The sequence below is a fragment of the Paenarthrobacter ilicis genome, assembly GCF_016907545.1.
Taxonomy (GTDB): domain Bacteria; phylum Actinomycetota; class Actinomycetes; order Actinomycetales; family Micrococcaceae; genus Arthrobacter; species Arthrobacter ilicis.
The window spans coordinates 704791-723836 of the sequence record NZ_JAFBCD010000001.1 but is presented as its reverse complement, the minus strand read 5'-3'; the positions used below and the strand labels follow the sequence as shown (position 1 = coordinate 723836).

At 65.0% G+C, this 19046-nt stretch carries 16 protein-coding genes and 1 tRNA gene; 11 read left to right on the top strand and 6 right to left on the bottom strand.

What is annotated here, in order from left to right:
• The first annotated feature begins 4 nt into the window (after window positions 1-4).
• On the top strand, window positions 5-517 hold the full coding sequence (locus JOE60_RS03435) for a nucleoside deaminase (RefSeq protein ID WP_167265045.1): 513 nt from the start codon (window positions 5-7) through the stop codon (window positions 515-517).
• Here JOE60_RS03435 and JOE60_RS03430 read toward each other — a convergent pair.
• Genes JOE60_RS03430 through JOE60_RS03420 form a run of 3 tightly spaced genes read right to left on the bottom strand, consistent with a single transcriptional unit; the run spans window position 483 to window position 2923 of the window.
• Window positions 483-1520 carry a glycosyltransferase family 4 protein gene (locus tag JOE60_RS03430; RefSeq protein WP_314325637.1) on the bottom strand — a complete coding sequence of 346 codons (1038 nt, stop codon included), beginning with the start codon at window positions 1518-1520 and terminating at the stop codon, window positions 483-485. The genes JOE60_RS03435 and JOE60_RS03430 overlap by 35 nt on opposite strands.
• Window position 1521: 1 nt before the next feature.
• Window positions 1522-1920: a 6-pyruvoyl trahydropterin synthase family protein gene (locus JOE60_RS03425; RefSeq protein WP_167265047.1), complete on the bottom strand. Its 399-nt coding sequence runs from the start codon at window positions 1918-1920 to the stop codon at window positions 1522-1524.
• A 1-nt stretch (window position 1921) separates the two neighbouring features.
• Entirely contained in the window at window positions 1922-2923 is a 1002-nt protein-coding gene (locus JOE60_RS03420; protein WP_167265048.1) for a zinc-dependent alcohol dehydrogenase, read from the bottom strand.
• Window positions 2924-3049: 126 nt separating this feature from the next.
• Between JOE60_RS03420 and JOE60_RS03415 the strand changes: the two genes are divergently transcribed.
• The 3 genes from JOE60_RS03415 (at window position 3050) to JOE60_RS03405 (ending at window position 4883) form a co-directional block, all read left to right on the top strand.
• Window positions 3050-3139 (top strand) — tRNA-Ser (locus JOE60_RS03415).
• Between the two features lie 284 nt (window positions 3140-3423).
• Window positions 3424-4038: a hypothetical protein gene (locus tag JOE60_RS03410; protein ID WP_167265049.1), complete on the top strand. Its 615-nt coding sequence runs from the start codon at window positions 3424-3426 to the stop codon at window positions 4036-4038.
• Between the two features lie 107 nt (window positions 4039-4145).
• Window positions 4146-4883: a YcnI family copper-binding membrane protein gene (locus tag JOE60_RS03405; protein WP_167265050.1), complete on the top strand. Its 738-nt coding sequence runs from the start codon at window positions 4146-4148 to the stop codon at window positions 4881-4883.
• Window positions 4884-5002: 119 nt separating this feature from the next.
• On the opposite strand, the gene JOE60_RS18275 is transcribed toward JOE60_RS03405, so the two are convergent.
• Window positions 5003-5233, bottom strand: a complete 231-nt coding sequence (locus tag JOE60_RS18275; protein ID WP_167265051.1) for a hypothetical protein — start codon at window positions 5231-5233, stop codon at window positions 5003-5005.
• Between the two features lie 10 nt (window positions 5234-5243).
• On the opposite strand from JOE60_RS18275, the gene JOE60_RS18270 reads away from it, so the two are divergent.
• Genes JOE60_RS18270 through JOE60_RS03390 form a run of 3 tightly spaced genes read left to right on the top strand, consistent with a single transcriptional unit; the run spans window position 5244 to window position 11506 of the window.
• On the top strand, window positions 5244-5639 hold the full coding sequence (locus tag JOE60_RS18270; protein ID WP_167265052.1) for a DUF4232 domain-containing protein: 396 nt from the start codon (window positions 5244-5246) through the stop codon (window positions 5637-5639).
• A 55-nt stretch (window positions 5640-5694) separates the two neighbouring features.
• The gene (locus JOE60_RS03395) at window positions 5695-10683 is read left to right on the top strand and encodes an Lhr family helicase (protein ID WP_167265053.1); all 4989 of its coding nucleotides are present in this window, start codon (window positions 5695-5697) and stop codon (window positions 10681-10683) included.
• On the top strand, window positions 10676-11506 hold the full coding sequence (locus tag JOE60_RS03390) for an Fpg/Nei family DNA glycosylase (RefSeq protein ID WP_167265054.1): 831 nt from the start codon (window positions 10676-10678) through the stop codon (window positions 11504-11506). Before JOE60_RS03395 ends, JOE60_RS03390 begins: the two co-directional genes overlap by 8 nt.
• Before the next feature lie 199 nt (window positions 11507-11705).
• Here JOE60_RS03390 and JOE60_RS03385 read toward each other — a convergent pair whose 3' ends face one another.
• The gene (locus JOE60_RS03385; RefSeq protein WP_167265055.1) at window positions 11706-12965 is read right to left on the bottom strand and encodes a glycoside hydrolase family 16 protein; all 1260 of its coding nucleotides are present in this window, start codon (window positions 12963-12965) and stop codon (window positions 11706-11708) included.
• A 304-nt stretch (window positions 12966-13269) separates the two neighbouring features.
• Here JOE60_RS03385 and JOE60_RS03380 point away from each other — a divergent pair, with 304 nt between their 5' ends.
• Genes JOE60_RS03380 through JOE60_RS03370 form a run of 3 tightly spaced genes read left to right on the top strand, consistent with a single transcriptional unit; the run spans window position 13270 to window position 16918 of the window.
• Window positions 13270-15165 carry a glycosyltransferase family 2 protein gene (locus JOE60_RS03380; RefSeq protein ID WP_167265056.1) on the top strand — a complete coding sequence of 632 codons (1896 nt, stop codon included), beginning with the start codon at window positions 13270-13272 and terminating at the stop codon, window positions 15163-15165.
• 54 nt (window positions 15166-15219) lie between these two features.
• On the top strand, window positions 15220-15657 hold the full coding sequence (locus JOE60_RS03375; protein WP_167265057.1) for an STAS domain-containing protein: 438 nt from the start codon (window positions 15220-15222) through the stop codon (window positions 15655-15657).
• A gap of 1 nt (window position 15658) precedes the next feature.
• Window positions 15659-16918: a glycoside hydrolase family 26 protein gene (locus tag JOE60_RS03370; protein WP_167265058.1), complete on the top strand. Its 1260-nt coding sequence runs from the start codon at window positions 15659-15661 to the stop codon at window positions 16916-16918.
• On the opposite strand, the gene yczE is transcribed toward JOE60_RS03370, so the two are convergent.
• Complete coding sequence (gene yczE, locus JOE60_RS03365; RefSeq protein WP_167265059.1) at window positions 16915-17544, bottom strand: membrane protein YczE; 630 nt, start codon at window positions 17542-17544, stop codon at window positions 16915-16917. The two genes, JOE60_RS03370 and yczE, sit on opposite strands and share 4 nt — an antisense overlap.
• Before the next feature lie 61 nt (window positions 17545-17605).
• Between yczE and yczR the strand changes: the two genes are divergently transcribed.
• Window positions 17606-19045, top strand: a complete 1440-nt coding sequence (yczR, locus tag JOE60_RS03360) for a MocR-like transcription factor YczR (RefSeq protein WP_167265060.1) — start codon at window positions 17606-17608, stop codon at window positions 19043-19045.
• The last annotated feature ends 1 nt before the right edge of the window (window position 19046 follow it).

The window sequence follows — 19046 nt, the reverse complement described above, 5'->3', positions numbered from 1 at the left end:
AGACATGAGCCCCACCGAGCCGTATCACGCAGATCACCTTGCCTGGATGGGCCTTGCCCTGGACCAGGCACGGCTGGCACTGGCCACCGGGGACGTACCGATCGGCGCCGTGGTCTTGGGGCCCGACGGCGGCGTGCTGGGTTCCGGCAGGAATGAACGCGAAGCCCACGGGGACCCTACAGCCCACGCGGAGGTGGTGGCCATCCGGCAGGCGGCCGCAGCGCTGCGTCGTCGTTCCGCTGAGGCCGGTGTTTCCGGTGATGGTTGGCGGTTGGAGGATTGCACCCTGGTGGTCACGCTGGAGCCGTGTGCCATGTGCGCCGGGGCCATTGTCCTGGCGCGGATTCCCCGGGTGGTTTTTGGCGCGTGGGACGCCAAGGCCGGCGCTGCCGGCTCAGTGTTCGACGTCCTCCGCGAGCGCCGCCTCAACCATTGGGTGGAGGTCTACGCCGGGGTTCGCGAGGACGAATGCGCAGTGTTGCTCAAGGATTTCTTCGCTTCCCACCGGACACAGTAGTCCCCGCCCGCGGACTTGTCAGGGCATCCAGGACCGTTCCGGCCGTGGCGTCCCAGCTGTGGAGGTTCCCCCGGGCTTGGAGTGCGTTGCTGCGCCAGCGTTCTTGCAGGGCGGAGTCGGTGACCCAACGCCGGAGTGACCCGGCCAGTGCACCCTCCCGTGTCAGGTCCAGCGCCGCTCCGGCTCCGCTGGCACCGAGCGCTTCAACGGCCCCGGTCCCTTGCCGGACAAGGACCGGAACCCCATGCGCCAGCGATTCGGTCACCACCATGCCGAACGACTCTGACTTCGACAGCAGCACACTGAGGTCGGCTTTATGCCATTCCTCCTCGAGTGCCTGGCCCGTCAGTTCGCCCGTCAAAGTGACACGCTGCTGCAGCCCATAATGTTCGACGACGTCCCTCACCTTGGCTGCGTATGCAGGGTCTGCGTGGTGGGAACCTATCAGGGATGCAGTCCACTCCAGGTCCTGCAGCTGGGACAACGCTTCCACCAGCTCGGTTTGGCTCTTATTGGGAAGCAAAGCAGCCACCGCAACGATGTGTTTCGGTTCAGATCCAGCGCTGACACCGGCCGCTGCCGTCCCCGGCGTGGCCACCACCACCTCCAGCGCCCCATGCTTGGCACGCAGCTCCCCTGCCGAATGGGCGCTGGGGCAAATGATCCCGGTGGCGGCGGCCAAGGATTGTGCTTCCAGGGCGTGGTGGTCCGCCAGCGCCATGTGGGACAGGATCCAGACGTCGGTTCCGCCCATCACGGCACTGGCTACCTCCTCTGGCGCCCCGCTCGCCACCAAACCGTCGGCAATGACTGGAGTGCCGCCGTCGAGCGCTTCTGCCAACCGCCGGCGGTCCTCCGCGCTGCCAACCGGCCAATCGCCGTCCACGGCGACCGTTTCCACGCGTGCGCCCAAAGCAATCAAGTGCGCCGCCAAGCTGGCGTTGTACCTGTTGCCGCCGGAGCCGTGGCGGACGTTCCCGGGAACCAGCAGGCGGAGCTTCACGCTAGTGGCCCTGAAGCTCCAGCGAGTAGGAAGCCCAGGCATCGGGGTTTTCGCGCAACGTGACGTCGATCCCGGCCAGTGCCGGACCGTCGTCTGTGCTTTGGATGCGGGCTGCCATGGCGTCGGCAATGTGCTTGGCGAGCGCCTCAGTGGTGGACAGCTTGCCCTTGAACGCCGGGTGCTCATCCAGGTTCTTGTAGTTCAGGTCTTCCAGGATTTCCTCAAGGATGCCGCTGGCCGCGCCGATGTCCAGGACGATTGCGTCGTCATTAAGTTCACGGCGGCGGAAGCTGACCTCGGCAACGAAGGTGGCTCCGTGAAGGCCCTGCGCTGGCCCGAAAGCTTCGCGCGGCAGGCTGTGGGCGATCATGAAGTGGCGGCGAACGGTAAGGCTGAACAAGCTAGACCTCCGGGGTTGGGTAGGCGACGACGTGGCAGAAGCCACCGGGCTCTTCGAACAATCTAACGAGCGTTGCGGGCAGGTTCTGGAACTGGCATTCGCTGGTGAGGAACGTGTCGAACAGCGGATCCTTGAGCTGGTTGGCCGCTTCCTGCAGGCGCTCCGCGTTGCTCCGGCGGTGCCGGCGCGGCAGGGCAACGGCGCCCACCTGGCTGGAGCGGATGTTCAGCCTGCGGGCGTGGAAATCCTCGCCCAACGGGAGGGTGACCTCCTTGTCCGCAAACCAGGACAGCTCGATCACGTCCGAGTCGTCGCCAGCCAGTTGGAGGCTCAGTTTGAGGCCTTCGTTGGAGGCTGAGCAGTGGAAGACAATGTCGTTGTCGTCCTGCGCGTCTTCGGGCCCGGCGAATCCGATGCCCAGCTTTTCGGCGAGATCTCGCTTTCCCGGGTCCGCGTCCACCAGTTGGAGGCGGGACAGCGGATACTTTCGCAGCAGCGTCGCCAGGACGCCGCCCACCAAACCGCCACCGACCACCGCCACCCGGTCACCCAGGCGCGGCCCGGCTTCCCAGAGTGCGTTGATGGCGACCTCGACGATGCCCGTAAGCACTGCGCGTTTGGCTGGAACGTCCTCCGGGATGACGGTGAGGGCGTTGGTGGGGACCACGTAGAGATCCTGGTGGGGATGGAGGCTGAAGACCGTTTTCCCCATCAGCTCTTCAGGGCCTTCCTCCACTGTGCCCACGCTGAGGTATCCGTACTTGACTGGGCCGGGGAAGTCGCCTTCCTGGTGCGGGGCCTGCATCAGGTCCGCCACGCGTTCCGGCACACGTCCCTGGTGGACCACGCTTTCAGTACCGCGGCTGATGCCTGAGTACAGGGTCCTGACCAGGGATTCCCCGTCCTGGCGTGCCGGCAGGGCCTCCGGGCGCAGCTCTCCATCGCCGTTCTCAGTAACCCAGTAAGCGTGGGCCTTGTGTTCTGCTTCGCTCGGAATAGTCATGATACTTACGAATCTATCCCCATGCCGCTGCGGACGGAAGCCGGCCGCGTTTTGGCCTTTCGTCCTGCGCGGCGGTGGGGCCTCGTTTTGGGGAACCGACCCGAACTCCGGTACCCTATTTCAGTTGGTGACGTGTCCGAGCGGCCGAAGGTGCAACACTCGAAATGTTGTTTGGTGTAAAAGCCAACGTGGGTTCAAATCCCACCGTCACCGCCAATGAAAAAGGCCCTGCTTCCCTGTGTTTATGAGGGAGGCAGGGCCTTTTGCTTTGCCCCGGAACGGTGGCCGACGTTCCGTCCCGGTTCCCTCATCCCCCACCCCGGCCGCGCCCCGGAATTACGCCAGTTCAAGCCTGGCAAGGCGCCAGGAAAACGTGGGTAAGTGGGGAGGAACGCAGCAACGTGCCCACGGCGCCCATCCAGGGCACGGGCGGCGCCGAACTCCCGATAGAATCAAGACGCTGACAACCAGCCGATCCGGGAAGACAGATGGGAGGACCCGTGCGCGCATCACAGCTCCGGGCTCCCTTCCATGCGTTCCGCTCGGGAGCCATCTCGCTGGTGATCGTCCTGTTGGCTGCCGGAGCCCACGTGGTGGGTGGGGGCACTCTTCCCACTGAGCCCGTGCTGCTGGCGCTGATTGCGTTGACGGCACTGGCAACCACCTTGGCCACGCGATTCAAGCTGAACGTGGTCACGCTGGGTGGACTGCTGGGAGCGGGCCAACTCGGATTGCACGAGGCTTTCTCAGCATTGAGTCCAGTGTCGGCCGCAGCGCCCGTCAGTGGGCATCACCTGATGGCCGAGCCCCTGAGCCCGGCCTTGTCGACGGCCCATACCCATGAAATGGGCACCACTTTTGGCACGTTGATGCTGGTGGCCCACGTACTGGCTACGCTCGCGTCCGCTGTGGTCTTGGCCAAAGGCGAAGCTGCGCTGTGGCAGCTGGCAGCATGGCTGCGCCCCCTGGTGTCGCTGCCCACCCTGCTGTTCAGGCCCGACGCCGGGTCCTCACCCCTCGCTGTCGGCACCCCTGACGTCTTCATCCCCCGCCCGTGGCGGAATCTAAGGCAAGACAGCCGCCGCGGCCCACCGGCCGGCGTCGTACTTCCCTAATTCCGCCCGGCACCACAGCTGCACCTCAGCGCATGCCTTTGTATGGTGACGGGCCATCAACCCGTACCCCCGCGCCCCCTTATCAGGCGCACCCGAAAGGCAATTCCATGAAGAAGTCCTCGCTCCGTCGTACCCTGACCGCAACCGCTGCAGCAGGCGGCACCGCCGTACTCATGATGGCTGGCATCGCCGGCGCTTCGGCCCATGTTTCCGTTGACCCCAACAAGACGGCAGCAAACTCCTACGCCCTGCTGACCTTCGGTGTCCCCCACGGCTGCGACCAGTCCGGCACCACCAAGATCGCCATCAGCCTTCCCGACGAGCTGACCGACGCAACCCCCACGGTGAACGCCAACTGGACGGTTGAAAAGGTCACCCAGACCCTCCCCGAGCCGAAGAAGCTGGCCGATGGAACCACCATCACCAAGCGCACCAGCCAGATTGTCTACACGGCGAAGGCTCCGCTGGATCCGCACATGCGCGATGCCCTGGTTCTCTCCGTCAAGCTCCCGGACGCGGCTGGCAAAACCATCTACTTCCCCACCTACCAGACCTGCGAGACGGGCAAGACGGACTGGATCGAAATCCCCAAGGATGGCCAGAGCGAGGATGACTTGAAGTCGCCCGCACCCGCAATCGCCATCACTCCGGCTTCGGCCGACGGCGACCACCACGCGGCCGCCGCGGTGTCCACCGAGCAAGCTGCGTCCGTCACGGACGACGGCTCGAAGGCGATGAGCTGGGCGGGCCTCATTGCCGGCCTGGCGGGCTTGGCCTTGGGCGGCGCTGCGTTCTTCCGCAGCCGTTCAACCAAGCCGGCAGCAGCCAAGGCAGACAGCAAGTAGTCAGCTGAACCCTGCGGATTGGCGCCCGGAAGATCACGATCCGGGCGCCAATCCCGCGTCAGGTCCGTGGCTGAATTGACTCAGGTCAACGCCACGGCAAGGCTGTAGCCCATGTGGACTCAGCGCATCAAAATCGGATTCGTGACAACATCAGCGGCCGCTTCGTTGCTGCTTCTCGCAGCCTGCGGACCCAGCCCCAGCCCCTCAGGCAGCAGCAGTGCCCCGCCGGCATCTCCCAGCCCGTCGGCGTCGGCCTCCGCCACCCCGTCGTCAACAGCATCAACCTCCGCCGCTCCTTCACCGTCGGCTCCGGCTACGTCCGCCGCCCCGGCAGCGCCTGCGCTGTGCAAGGCAGCGTCCTTGACCGCCACCACTGATTCCACGGGCGGGGGCGCGGCAGGCAGCATCTATGAGAAATTGATCCTCACCAATTCCGGCACAGCCGCCTGCATCCTTGAAGGATTCGCCGGCGTCTCCCTGACCGCCGATGCCAACGGAGAGCCGATCGGCGAGCCCGCCACCCGCGAAAGCACCACCCCCGTCACCAAGATCGAACTGGCTCCGGGCAAATCCGCATGGGGTGAAATCCGGTACACACAGGCCGGCAATTACGGCGACTGCACCCGGGTTCCGGCTGCAGGTTTCCGCATCTACCCACCCAACGACACTGCTTCGTTGTTCGTGGCCGAACCGCATGATGCGTGCAGCAATGCAGGGATCAAGCTGCTGACCATCACCGCATTCCAAGCAGTCTGATCATCTCCCCGCGGCTCCGGCTTATTCTGTCGGAGCCGTGGGGCATGATGGAGGGATGCAGGAGCCGCAGGTGCCGGATGGCGCCATCAGCCGTTTCAGCCAGGCAACCAGAGAATGGTTCCTGGGCGCCTTTACCGAGCCCACGCCGGCGCAGGATGGCGCATGGAATGCGATCTCCTCAGGCTCCCACGCCCTGGTGGTGGCTCCAACAGGTTCGGGTAAAACCCTGGCCGCTTTCCTTTGGGCTTTGGATCGCCTTCACGCGAAGCCCAGCGACACCCTGCCTGGCCTCGAATCCGTTCCGGCCAACGGCAAGGGCAAAGCAAAACGCCCCAAAACCAAAACCCGCGTCCTGTACATCTCGCCCCTCAAGGCCTTGGGTGTGGACGTTGAACGCAACCTGCGCGCCCCCCTCATAGGCATCACCCAAACCGCCAAACGTTTGGGACTGCCGGCACCGCTGGTGACGGTTGGCGTGCGCTCGGGAGATACGACGGCGGCAGATCGCCGGACGCTGTTGACCAGCCCTCCGGATATCCTCATCACCACTCCGGAGTCCCTGTTCCTGATGCTGACGTCCCGCGCGCGGGAGACGCTCACCGAAGTGGACACCATCATCATTGATGAAGTTCACGCAGTGGCAGGGACCAAGCGTGGCGCGCACTTGGCAGTGTCTTTGGAACGCCTGGATGCGCTGCTGCCCAAGCCGGCGCAGCGCATCGGGCTCTCGGCGACGGTCCAGCCGCGGGAACTGGTGGCACAGTTCCTTGCAGGGCAGGCACCGGTTGAGATTGTGGCTCCGCCTTCCAAAAAGAACTGGAACCTCACAGTGACCGTGCCTGTGGAGGACATGTCAGACCTCCAGGGAGCCGCAGGAGCTTTCGACTCGGGTCCGGCGTCGGGCCTGCAGCCCCAGGCATCCATCTGGCCGCACGTCGAAGAACAAATTGTGGACTTGGTGTTGTCCAAGCAATCCACCATCGTTTTTGCCAACTCCCGGCGGCTCTCCGAACGGCTGACCGCACGGCTGAACGAGATCTACGCCGAGCGCCAACTGATGGCTGTGGGAGCTGATGCGTCGTGGGCCAATCCCGGGGAAGAACCGCAGGGTTCCAGCGGAAGTCCAGCGTCCACGGCAACCCCGGCGCACATGATGGCGCAGGCCGGCAGCACCACGGGAGCCGATCCCGTGCTGGCGCGCGCCCACCACGGCTCAGTTTCCAAGGATCAGCGCGCATTGATCGAGGACGACCTCAAATCCGGCCGGCTGCGCTGCGTCGTTGCCACATCGTCACTGGAACTGGGCATCGACATGGGGGCCGTGGACCTGGTCATCCAGGTGGAGTCGCCGCCTTCGGTAGCCAGTGGCCTCCAGCGTGTGGGGCGCGCCGGGCACCAGGTGGGCGAAATCTCGGAAGGCGTACTCTTCCCCAAGCACCGCGCTGACCTTCTCCACACCAGCGTCACGGTGGAGCGGATGCTCAGCGGCCAAATCGAGCGCCTGAGTATCCCGGCAAACCCCTTGGACATCCTGGCCCAACAAACCGTGGCGGCCACCGCCCTGGGCAGCATCGACGTAGAGGACTGGTTCAGCACGGTGCGTCGATCCGCACCGTTTGCCGGCCTTCCGCGCTCGGCCTTCGAAGCCACTCTGGATCTCCTGGCCGGCCGCTATCCATCGGACGAATTCGCCGAGCTCCGGCCACGAATCATCTGGGACCGGCACGCAGGAACCATCGAAGGCAGGCCAGGCGCCCAACGGCTCGCAGTCACCTCAGGCGGCACCATCCCGGACCGCGGCCTGTTCGGTGTGTACATCATCGGCACGGAAGTTGAGGGGTCCGCCTCTCCAGCCAGTGCCGATGGCAGCGAACCAACTGCCTCGGCACGTGCGGCCAAGGGAGGCCGGCGCGTAGGCGAGCTCGACGAAGAAATGGTGTACGAGTCCAGGGTGGGGGACGTCTTTGCGCTCGGTGCCACCAGCTGGAAAATCGAGGACATCACCCACGATCGCGTGCTGGTGTCCCCGGCGTTCGGGCAACCCGGAAAGCTCCCCTTCTGGAAGGGTGATTCGCTGGGCCGTCCCGTGGATCTGGGCCGTGCGCTGGGTGCCTTCATCCGCGAATTGTCAGCCGCGGACGAAGGCCCTGCCATGGAACGATGCCAGGCGAGCGGCCTGGACGCCTACGCCGCCGGCAACCTGATCCAATACCTCAGGGAGCAGCGGGAAGCCACGGATATCGTCCCCAATGACCGCACCCTGGTGGTGGAACGGTTCCACGACGAACTGGGCGACTGGCGGGTGGTCCTCCACAGCCCGTTCGGAATGCCTGTGCACGCTCCCTGGGCGTTGGCTGTGGGCCAGCGGCTGCAGCAACGCTACGGCCTGGACGGGTCAGCCATGGCGGCCGACGACGGAATTGTCCTCCGCGTCCCCATGATGGAGGACGAGCCCCCGGGCGCGGATCTGTTCCTGTTCGACCCCGAGGAACTCGAGCAGATCGTCACCAGCGAGGTAGGCGGGAGCGCTTTGTTCGCCTCACGGTTCCGCGAGTGCGCTGCCCGTGCTTTGTTGTTGCCGCGCCAGAACCCGGGCAAACGCCAACCCTTGTGGCAGCAACGCCAACGCTCGGCGCAGTTGCTGGACGTCGCCAAGAAATACCCCTCGTTCCCCATCGTGCTGGAGGCCGTCCGCGAGTGCCTGCAGGACGTTTACGATCTTCCTGCGCTGAAGGACATTGCCTCCTCCGTGGAACGGCGCGAGCTGAGGATTGTGGAAACCACCACCCAACAGCCTTCACCGTTCGCCAAATCGCTGCTCTTTGGGTACGTGGCACAGTTCCTTTACGAGGGCGATTCACCCCTGGCCGAACGCCGGGCGGCTGCACTGGCCCTGGACTCCACCCTCCTGAACGAGCTGCTGGGCCGGGTTGAACTGCGGGAGCTACTGGACGCCGCAGTCATCGACAAAACCGAGATGGAACTGCAGCGGCTTGTCCCGGACCGGCGCGTCCGGGGAATGGAAGGCGTCGCGGACCTTCTTCGCTTGCTGGGCCCGCTCAGTGTGGAAGAAGTTGCAGAACGGCTGGAGGGGGCGGTGGCCCCGGACGCCGCACTCCCCAGCGGGGACACCCTTGAGGGGGACACCCTTGATACCGAAGACGACGAACCAAAGGACTCCCCTGCCCCACCGCACGGGAGCATTGACGACGCCGGAAATCACCTTGCCGCCCTCCTCAAGGCCAACCGCGCACTCAAGGTGACGATCGGCGGCGTCGAGCGTTTCTCGGCCGTGGAAGACGCCGCCCGGTTGCGGGACGCTATCGGCGTTCCGCTGCCCATGGGCGTGCCGCTGGCTTTCATCGAACCCGTCCAGGACCCGTTGGGCGATCTGGTGTCCCGTTATGCCAGGACGCATGGACCCTTCACTGCATCAGAGGCCGCCGCACGCTTGGGCCTGGGTGTTGCGGTGGTGAATACAGCCCTGAAGCGGTTGGCCGACGACGGCCGGGTTGTGGAGGGAGAATTCCGTCCCCATGCCGTGGCCGAGCAGCCCGCAGAGTCCACGGACTCCACCGTCATGTCCCTGGATGCCCCGCCGTCCAGCGAATGGTGTGATGCGGAAGTCCTGCGGAAGCTCCGGCGTCGCTCCCTGGCTGCACTGCGCGCGGAAGTCGAGCCCGTGGACACCGCGGCCTACGGCCGGTTCCTCCCTGCCTGGCAGAACGTGACGGCGCCAGGAAAGTCGCGCAGCCAGGCTCTCCGTGGCCTGGACGGAATCATCACCGCAGTGGATCAGTTATCCGGCGTGCCGATTCCTGCCTCTGCGTGGGAGCCTTTGGTGCTGTCCAGCCGCGTGGCGGACTACAAACCCGCCATGCTGGATGAACTGATGGCCGCTGGCGAACTTCTGTGGTCCGGCGCGGGCTCGTTGCCGGGCAACGACGGCTGGATCAGTCTGCATGTTGCCGACTCCGCGGAGCTGACGCTGAACCCGTCACCGGAATTCGAACCCGGTGACGCGCAACAACGGTTGCTGGATCACTTCAGCGCGGGAGGCGGGTACTTCTTCCGTCAGCTCACGGACGTGGCCGGGGGCATGGACGCTGTCCTCAGCGACGACGCCGTGGTCACAGCCCTGTGGGATCTTGTGTGGGCCGGCCGCGTCACCGGTGACACGTTCGCCCCGGTCCGCGCCATGATCTCCGGCGGCAAAACCGCCCACCGCCAGGTTGCAAAAGCCCCTAGGGCGCGGGCTCCACGCATGAGCAGGATCGGCCGCTCCCACGGGACCGGGCTGCTGGGGTCTCCCGGGCTGACGGGCGGACGTTACGGGGCCACCTCCGGTGGTGTCGCAGCTGCCCCGCCGTCGGCTGTGGGCCGGTGGTCAGCGCTGCCCGCGCCGGAGTTGGACCCCACCATCCATGCCAGGGGAACGGCTGAACTTCTCCTGGACCGGTATGGCGTAGTGACCCGCGGCTCGGTGATGGCAGAGAACATCATTGGCGGTTTCGGGCTCATGTACAAGGTGCTGGCCCGGCTGGAAGAAGCCGGACGGTGCCGCCGTGGCTACTTCATTGAGCACCTGGGCGCGGCCCAGTTCGCTGTTCCGGCAACCGTTGACCGGCTGAGGTCCTTCACCGAGGACGCCCGGATTTCCAAGGCTGAGCCGTACGCACTGGCTCTTGCCGCCACGGATCCCGCGAACCCCTACGGAGCGGCGCTGCCATGGCCGGCGCTGTCCGTCGACGCCGGCTCCGGTCACCGTCCGGGGCGAAAGGCCGGTGCACTGGTGGTGATGGTCGACGGCGCGTTGGTCCTCTACGTGGAACGTGGCGGCAAGACTCTGCTCACCTTCTCCCCCGACGAAGCCGTCCTGGCAGTGGCTGCGCAAGCTTTGGTGGATGTGGTGCGGCGCGGTGCCGTGGACAAGCTGTTCATGGAAAAGGTCAACGGACACGATCTTCTGGACACCCCCATTGCCGGCGCCCTGGCCGCAGCTGGCGCTTACTCCACACCGAAGGGACTAAGGATCCGTGCCTGAAGGCGATTCCATCTGGCGCGCTGCTTCGCGGCTGAACGAGGCACTGGCGGGGCGGATCATCACCGCTTCCGATTTCCGTGTCCCCCGGTTTGCCACGCTGAACCTGACGGGGTGGACCATGGCGGAGGTTGTTCCCCGCGGGAAACACCTGCTCATGCGGCTGACGGGACCCGTGGACGAGGATCCCGGTGCCAGCAGGAAACCGCGGGCGCTCACCATCCATTCGCACCTCAAAATGGAGGGCAGCTGGATTGTGTACCCGCCACGGGGCCGGTGGACCAAGCCCGGCCACACAGCCCGGTGTGTCCTCCGTACGGCGGACGCTGATGCCGTGGGATTTTCCTTGGGGATCCTGGAAGTGGTCCCCACAGCGGATGAGGACAAAATCGTGGGCCATCTGGGGCCCGATCTGCTGGGCCCCGATTGGGATGAAGAGGAGGCCCTCCGACGGCTCAACGCGGAACCGGAGGTCACCGTGGGCTTCGCGTTGCTTGACCAACGGAAGCTCGCAGGCATCGGCAACATCTACCGCAACGAAGCCTGCTATCTATCAGGGGTCCACCCCACCATGCTGGTAGGCGATGTTCCTGATCTGACCAAAATTGTCCGCGACGCCAAGCGTCTGCTGGGCGAAAACCTCGGCCCGGGACGCCGCACCACGCTGGGCCCCCGCGCTTTGCGGCCAGGATACTGGGTGTACGGCAGGGAACGTCAACCCTGCCGGCGATGCGGCGCAACCGTCCGGCGCGGCCTTTTGGCTGCCCCTGACGGGACCGAGGAACGGGACATCTACTTCTGCCCGCGCTGCCAACCGGCACCGTAGCCAACCGGAACCGTAGCCAACCGGCACCTGAAACCGCGGCCCGGCCAGGTACTCCACACCTGCCCGGCCGGGCACAACGGTCACCGCCGCGACGGCAGCGCGCCCCAAGCCCGGCCCGCCGACTACTCCAGGAAGCTCCCCAGCCGCCCCAGCAATAGTCGCCGGCCCCGCAGGACTGCGCGCCGCCGTCGGACGTTTTTTACACCATCCGCCACCATTTCTGGTTGGCGGACCCGGCGCAATCCCAGAGCTGCAAGCGGGATCCATTGGTTGCGGACCAGTCGGCCACGTCCACGCATTTGTTCGCTTGCGGATTCACCAAATCTCCCGCGGAATTCAGCACGAAGTGTTGCGCGGCATTCCCGTTGCATGTGGCGAGCTGGATGCGGGCGCCGTTACTGGTGGAACCCCACGCAACGTCAAGGCATTTGCCCAGGGATCGCACGGTTCCGTTGTTTCCAAAAGTCCATTGTTCCGATGCAGCCGTATCGCAGTCCCACAGTTGAACCTGGGCACCATCGGTGGCTTGGCGTCCGGCGACGTCGATGCACTTTCCTGCATAGCCTTGGATCCGGGAGCTGACGGGACCCGCTGGTGCCGGAGCGGCTGCGAGCTCGTACACGCGGACGTAGTCAACCAGCAGGGATTGCGGGAAGGCCGTGCCTGCGTCGGGAGCCCCTGGCCAGTGCCCGCCCACTGCGAGGTTCAAGAGCAGGAAGAAGTCATGGTCGAAGACCCACGGACCGGGCGTGTCCGCCTTGGTTTTCCGGGAGTAGGGAATGCCGTCGATGTACCAGGTGATGGAGTCCGGGCCCCAGTCGGCAGTGAAGGTGTGGAATGCGTCCCCCAGTGCCTTGCCGTTGGGCAGGGTGTAGCCGGCATTGGCCGCGTTGGCGCCGGAGTAGCCCGGTCCGTGGATGCTTCCCCAGACCGTTCCGGGTTCTTTGCCGATGTTTTCCATGACGTCGAGCTCGCCGCTGTTGGGCCACCCGTCGGTGAATACGTTGTTGCCCAGCATCCAGAAAGCCGGCCACATTCCTTGTCCTTTGGGCAGTTTGAGCCGGGCTTCAAAGCGGCCTTGAGTCTTGCCGAATTTGCCGGCTGTGAGCAGGCGGGCGGAGGTGTACTGGCACGTTCCGTAATGGCATTGGTACCCGGATGGGTTTTCCCGTCGGGCGGTGAGGGCCATGTTTCCCTTCCCATCCAGGGCGGCGTTCCGCGTGCTGCTGGTGTAGTACTGCAGCTCGCCGTTACCCCAGCCCGACCCTCCCGTGTCGTGAACCCATTTGCTGTTGTCCGGAGCGGTTCCGGCGGGGCCGTCGAATTCATCGCTCCACACCAGCGCACCGGGGGCCGGCATGGCAGCAGCCGCCAACGCCGGAGGTTCAGGAGCGATCAGTGTCGCCGTGAGCGTTAATCCGACGATGACCATCACCAGTGGCATGAGTCTTCGCTGCATGAAAGCCACTCTGACGGCCCTCCCACGTAGCGTGCAAGGCTTTCCGGCAAGACACGCAAAACGTCACCGGCAGGAAATAATCAACGCGAAAGTACTTATCAGTCCCGTAACGGCGACGAAATGTGGGCGGGGGAAAGTGGGATAAGGAACCGGTAAATTCCGTTCGCAACTGAGTTCCTTCCTCTGAGCATCGACGATGCATGCTCCAGGCGCGTCAGCCGTGTCCTCCCAACTTTCGCCGTCATGGCGTTTGGACAGCCTGCCGCGCCTTTGCCTTTTCCCCAGCAGTTACCGGAGGCTAAATATGGGCATTCACAAACAGATATTGGTAAGAATCCTTGCCGTCCTGGTGGTTTCCTTTGGTGTGATCTACATCAGTTGGCGGTGGTCAGGAACCGTTGCGTGGGATGCGTGGTGGATCTCCCTGCCCCTTGTGCTGGCGGAGACATACAGCCTGGGCGAGTCGGCGCTCTACGCGGTCACCATGTGGAATGCACGACGGCGGCCCCCTCCCCCACCTGCCCTGCCGGGCCGGACGGTGGATGTCTTCATCGCCACCTACAACGAGCCACTTGAACTTGTTCTCCGGACCGCCATCGCGGCCAGGGACATGGAGTATCCGCACCAAACCTGGATCCTGGACGATGGTGACCGCGGCGAGTTCGCGAGCGCAGCACGGCAGATCGGCGTCGGCTACATTACCCGAGGTCCGGAGTGGGACGGCCGGCAACGGTTTGCCAAGGCCGGCAACGTCAATAACGCACTGTCCATGACCACCGGCGAGTTCGTGGCCATTCTGGACGCGGACCAAGTCCCGGAGCCCCGTTTCCTGGACCGCGTCCTGGGTTACTTTGACGCCGAAGAAGTGGCTTTTGTCCAGACACCGCAGCATTTTTGGAATGTTCCGGACCGTGATCCCCTGGGCAGCCAGGCCGAACTGTTCTACGGTCCCATCCAGCAGGGCAAGGACGGTTGGGACGCAGCGTTCTTTTGCGGTTCGAATGCCGTCCTGCGCCGGGAGGCCCTGATGGCCCTGGGCCTGACGCGCTACACCCGGACGGCCACAGAACACACCTGGAGTGCCCTCCGGAGGGGCCGCTCGCGGTTGCAGGACCTTCTGGGCGAGCTGGGCAGGCGTCATCCGTCAGCCATGCCTGTGGTGGAACAGTCCTTGGAAGCGATCACCCGCGCCGAACAACAGCTCCGCCGGGGCGAGGTGCTTGCGGAGATCACTTTCGAGCTCCGGGTGTCCTTCCATGCGGCCGCATTGGCTGTTCCGGATGCCATGGATGACGTAGTGCCGGAGCTCGATGCGGTCCTGGAATCGGTGGATGTTGCCCATACCGACCAAGCACTGGCCATCCACCCGATGGACACCACCACCATTACCGAGGACATGGCAACCGCCATGCACCTTCATGCCATGGGATGGGGAAGCGTTTACCACCACGAGGTCCTGGTCCACGGGCTGGCCCCGGAGGACGTTTCCACCATGTTGTCCCAACGCCATCGCTGGGCTGCAGGCACCATGCAGGTGTTCTTCAATGACAATCCGCTGTTTCTGCGCGGACTGACCCTTGCGCAGCGCCTCATGTACCTGGGCACCATGACCAGCTACCTCAACGGTTTCGCCGCGCTCAGCTACATTGCGGCGCCGGTGGTGTTCCTGGTGGCGGGCACCTATCCCCTCACGGCGAGCCCGGTGGTGTTCTTCTGCCTGTTCCTGCCGTTCTTCCTTTCCTGCCAACTGCTGTTCCAAGTGGCGGGCAACGGGTCCAAGGGCCTGTGGCGGGGCCAACAATGGTCCTTCGCCCTCTTCCCCACGTGGATTGCGGCTACCTGTTCAGGTGCTGCGGCAGTCTTCCTGGGCAAGCACCTGACCTTCTCCGTCACGGCCAAAAGCAAGCAGGCAACCGGACGGGGCTTCCGCCACGTCAAGCTGCAAATAGTGGCGATGGCCGTCCTGGTGGTCGCGTCCGGCATCGGCATGGCCCGCGCAGCTACTGGCGAGGCGCCGCTCTACCCCACGCTCATCACCCTCGCGTGGGTTGCCTTGGACCTTGCCCTCTTGAGCGTGGTGATCGCCGCGGCAAGGTACCGGGGCCCGGAGGACCATCAGGTGGATCCCATGCCCACGCCCACGGAACTCAGCAGCGTCCTTGCTGCAGGATCGAGCACCCTGCCCCCAAGCAAGGGCTGATCCACTACCTACCCACACATACGCCGTTCCAACCCCCAGCCAGGAGCGACCATCATGTCCACTCTTTCCCCTGTTTCCAACACCATGCCCACGTCCTTGGCTTCCTTGGACCTGACACTCACCGGCGCTTTGGACGCAGCAACCGTCCTCGCCATCCGGCACGACTCCGCAACGGCCGCAACCGATGGGCCCATTGTGGTCCTGCTGGATGTCGCCGCAGTGACCACCGTGGGCGCGTCCGGCGTTGTTGGTCTTCTTGAGGTACTCCACGTGCTCCGCGCCCGCGGCGGAGACCTGCGCCTTTTCGGCACGTCAGAGGCCTTGGAGAATACCCGTCTCCAAGCCCATCTGGGACAGGTGGCCCGCATCTATGGAACCCGTGAGGAAGCCGTCGACGGCGGCACGTCACTGATGCGGGCACGTCACCTGGCGCCGAAGCTTCGTGGGATCAGCCTGTTCGCGCGACGACACCGTACCTTCGGTTGGGGCTGACATGGCCCGGACAGCCCTGCCAACGCCACGCCCGCCCCGGCAGAAGCCGGTTCCGCCCACCTTCACGGGCCACCCGAACCGCAAACGGAGGCGCGCCAGTTTGCTGGTTCCCCTGCTGGCAACAGCGCTGGCGGCTACCGGCCTGGGCTTCGCCTCCAAGGAAGTGGTTCCCATTGTCCAAGCACTGTCCCTGTGCAAGGCCGGGGATGCCTCAACGTTGATACCCAAGGACGGAGTGCTCCTGGGCGTCAACCTTGACTGGGACTCCGAGACCTTGGCCGAACACCGCACCAACCTGGGTCATGGTCCCGCGGTGGTGGTCCAGTTCTCGGACATACCCTATGACGACCAAACGTGGTCCCACACCACCAACGCGGTCACCCAGGTCCGGGCAACGGGCGGCGCGCTGCTCCTGACCCTTGAGCCGCACGGTGGGCTGGCCACCATGAGCGATGACGTGATTGCAAAGCTGGCTGCCGATTTACGTGCCATCAACGATCAGGGGACGCCCGTCGTCGTGCGCTTTGCGCATGAGATGAACGGGTCCTGGTACGCGTGGGGCCAGCAGCCGGGCCGCTACGTGGAGGTTTTCCGCAAGGTGGCGGCAGCGGTGCATAGCCAAGCCCCTGGTTCGTCCATGATGTGGGCGCCCAACTATGGGGGCGGCTATCCGTTCACTGGTGGCCAGTACGCGGCCAAACCGGGCACCCCCGATTTCGCAGCCTTGGACACCGACCACAATGGCGTCCTCACCATGGCCGACGACACCTACGCACCGTACTACCCCGGGGATGACGCCGTGGACTGGGTGGGGGTCTCCTTGTACCACTGGGGCAACCAGCGCCCCTGGGGAAACAACGACATTGCCGAGCCCGGAAAATTCCTGGCCATGCTGACCGGAACGTACAGCGGTACCGCAGGTGATGACAGCCCGGTGCCGGATTTCTACCAGGTGTACGGAGTGGACCATGACCGGCCTGTCGCCATTCCGGAGACCGCCGCGATTTTCACGCCTGCGCGCGGCGGGGCCTCCGAACTGGACGTCAAAAGGACGTGGTGGCGTCAGGTCTTCTCTGCAGAAACGCATGAAAAATTCCCGCAGTTGAAAATGATCAATTGGTTCGAGTGGAAAAAGAACGAGATCGAAATTAACGACGACGTCGATTGGCGGAGCGCTGGATCGCCCGCCATCCGCGATGCGCTGGTCCAGGACCTGCCGGACTGGCTGCGGTACGGCGAGGATCTGCAGGCGTGCCGCTAGGCGGCGGGCGCGGCCTCCACGACTTCCGTGGGGGCCGTTCCCTTCTCCTTTTCGGGCACCATGAACAAGGGCAGCAGCACTTGCACGATTGGCCCGATGGCCAGCGCATACACCACAGTGCCCACGCCCACGGAACCACCCAGGAAGAATCCCACGGCCAGCACCAGGACTTCGATCCCTGTCCGCACCACCCGCACGGACCAGCCAGTGCGGCGGACCAGGCCAGTCATGAGGCCGTCCCGGGCCCCCGGGCCAAAGCGGGCACCGATGTAGCAAGCGGACGCGATGCCGTTGAGGATCACGGCGCCGGCCAACATGGCAACCTGCCCGCCCAGGTGTGAGAACGCGGGAATCAGCAACAGGCCAAGATCCGCGAACAATCCCACCAGCACAGCGTTGGCTATGGTTCCGATCCCGGGCATCTGCCGCAGCGGAATCCACAGGAGCAGGACCAGGAAGCTGACGGCTATGACCACAACGCCAATGCTGTAGCCGGTCTTCTGCGCCAAGCCTTGGTGGAACACGTCCCAGGGGTCCAAGCCCAGGCCTGCCCTGATGAACATGGCCAGGGAAATGCCGTACATGGCCAGGCCGATCAGGAGTTGGGAGATTCTTCGGGTCATCATGGAATACATCATTGCTCAGAACTGGCCTTGTTTTACATAGCCAGTTTGAGATACTGGTCTTATGCCCGCTTCCCTGAATGCCAGTGCCCTCACCCGACTTCTGGGTCCATGGAATTCCGGCGCCCTGCCCGCCTACCGCGAGCTGGCCGACGTCGTGCGTTTGCTGGTGATGGATGGGCGCATCCCGCTGGACGTCGCGCTCCCCAGCGAACGCGCCCTTGCGGAGACCCTGGGGCTGAGCCGGACAACCGTCACCGCAGCCTATGCAAACCTGCGGGAGCAGGGATTTCTCACCTCAGGGCAAGGTAGCCGCGGCCGCACTTGCATTCCCAGCCGATCGGTTCCGGCGAGCATGCCCGGCCTGGCCGCCCCGGAAGGCCTGTTGGACCTCGCCTATGCGTCCCTTCCGGCAGCCGGCGAAATGGTGCACCGGGCTTTCGCCGACGCTTTGACCGAACTTCCCGCCCTCCTGCCGGGCTTCGGGTACGACGCCCTGGGATTGCGCGCGCTTCGGGAGGCGATCGCCCGAAAGTATGCAGCCGAAGGCGTGCCCACCACCCCTGAACAAATCCTGGTGACATCGGGCGCCCAGCATGCGCTGAACATCGTGCTGAAGACCCTGGCATCCAGGCAGGACCGGGTCCTGGTGGACCACCCCACCTACCCCAACGCATTGGATGCCATCCGTGCGGCGGGTTGCAGGCCGCTGGCAGTCGCCCTTCCGGCAGAGGGATGGGACATCGATGCCATGGTGGGCGCCATGAACCAGCAGCGTCCCGCCATGGCGTACCTGGTCCCGGACTTCCACAACCCCACGGGGCGCATCATGACTGACCTGCAACGCCGCCGGCTGGTTCGCGCGGCCGGGTCAGCGGGGACCGTCCTGGTGGTGGATGAAACGCTCCGTGAAGTGAACCTCGACGGCGTCCGGACCCTTCCCTTGTCAGCCTTCGGTCCTGCCGTGGTGTCCATTGGATCGCTCAGCAAGTCACACTGGGCAGGCCTCAGGACCGGGTGGATCCGGGCCGAGGAGTCCATGATCACCAGGTTTGTTGCCACCCGGACCACCATGGACCTGGGCGGCCCCGTGGTGGAACAGTTGGCCGCGGCCCGGCTGGTGGACCGCTACACCGAACCTTTGGAAACGCGCCTGGCGGAGCTCCGCCTGAACCGGGAAGCGCTCCTGGAGTTGCTCCCCGAGCACTTGCCAACATGGGAAGTTGAGCGGCCCCGCGGCGGGTTGACAGTGTGGTGCAGGATCCCCAGCCCCTGCAGCACCGCCCTCACCGTCCTGGCGCCGGACTTCGGCGTGCGGTTGGCAGCCGGGCCCAGGTTTGGCGTGGGCGGGGCTTTCGAGCACTACGTTCGCGTGCCTTATACGCTTCCGCCCGCCAGGTTGGAGGACGCCGTCCTCGCCCTTCGCGACGCACAGCACAGGCTGGACGCCTCACCGCACCTGCGCCGAACCCTGAAGCCCAAGGAGCCGGCCGCCGTCGCGTAGC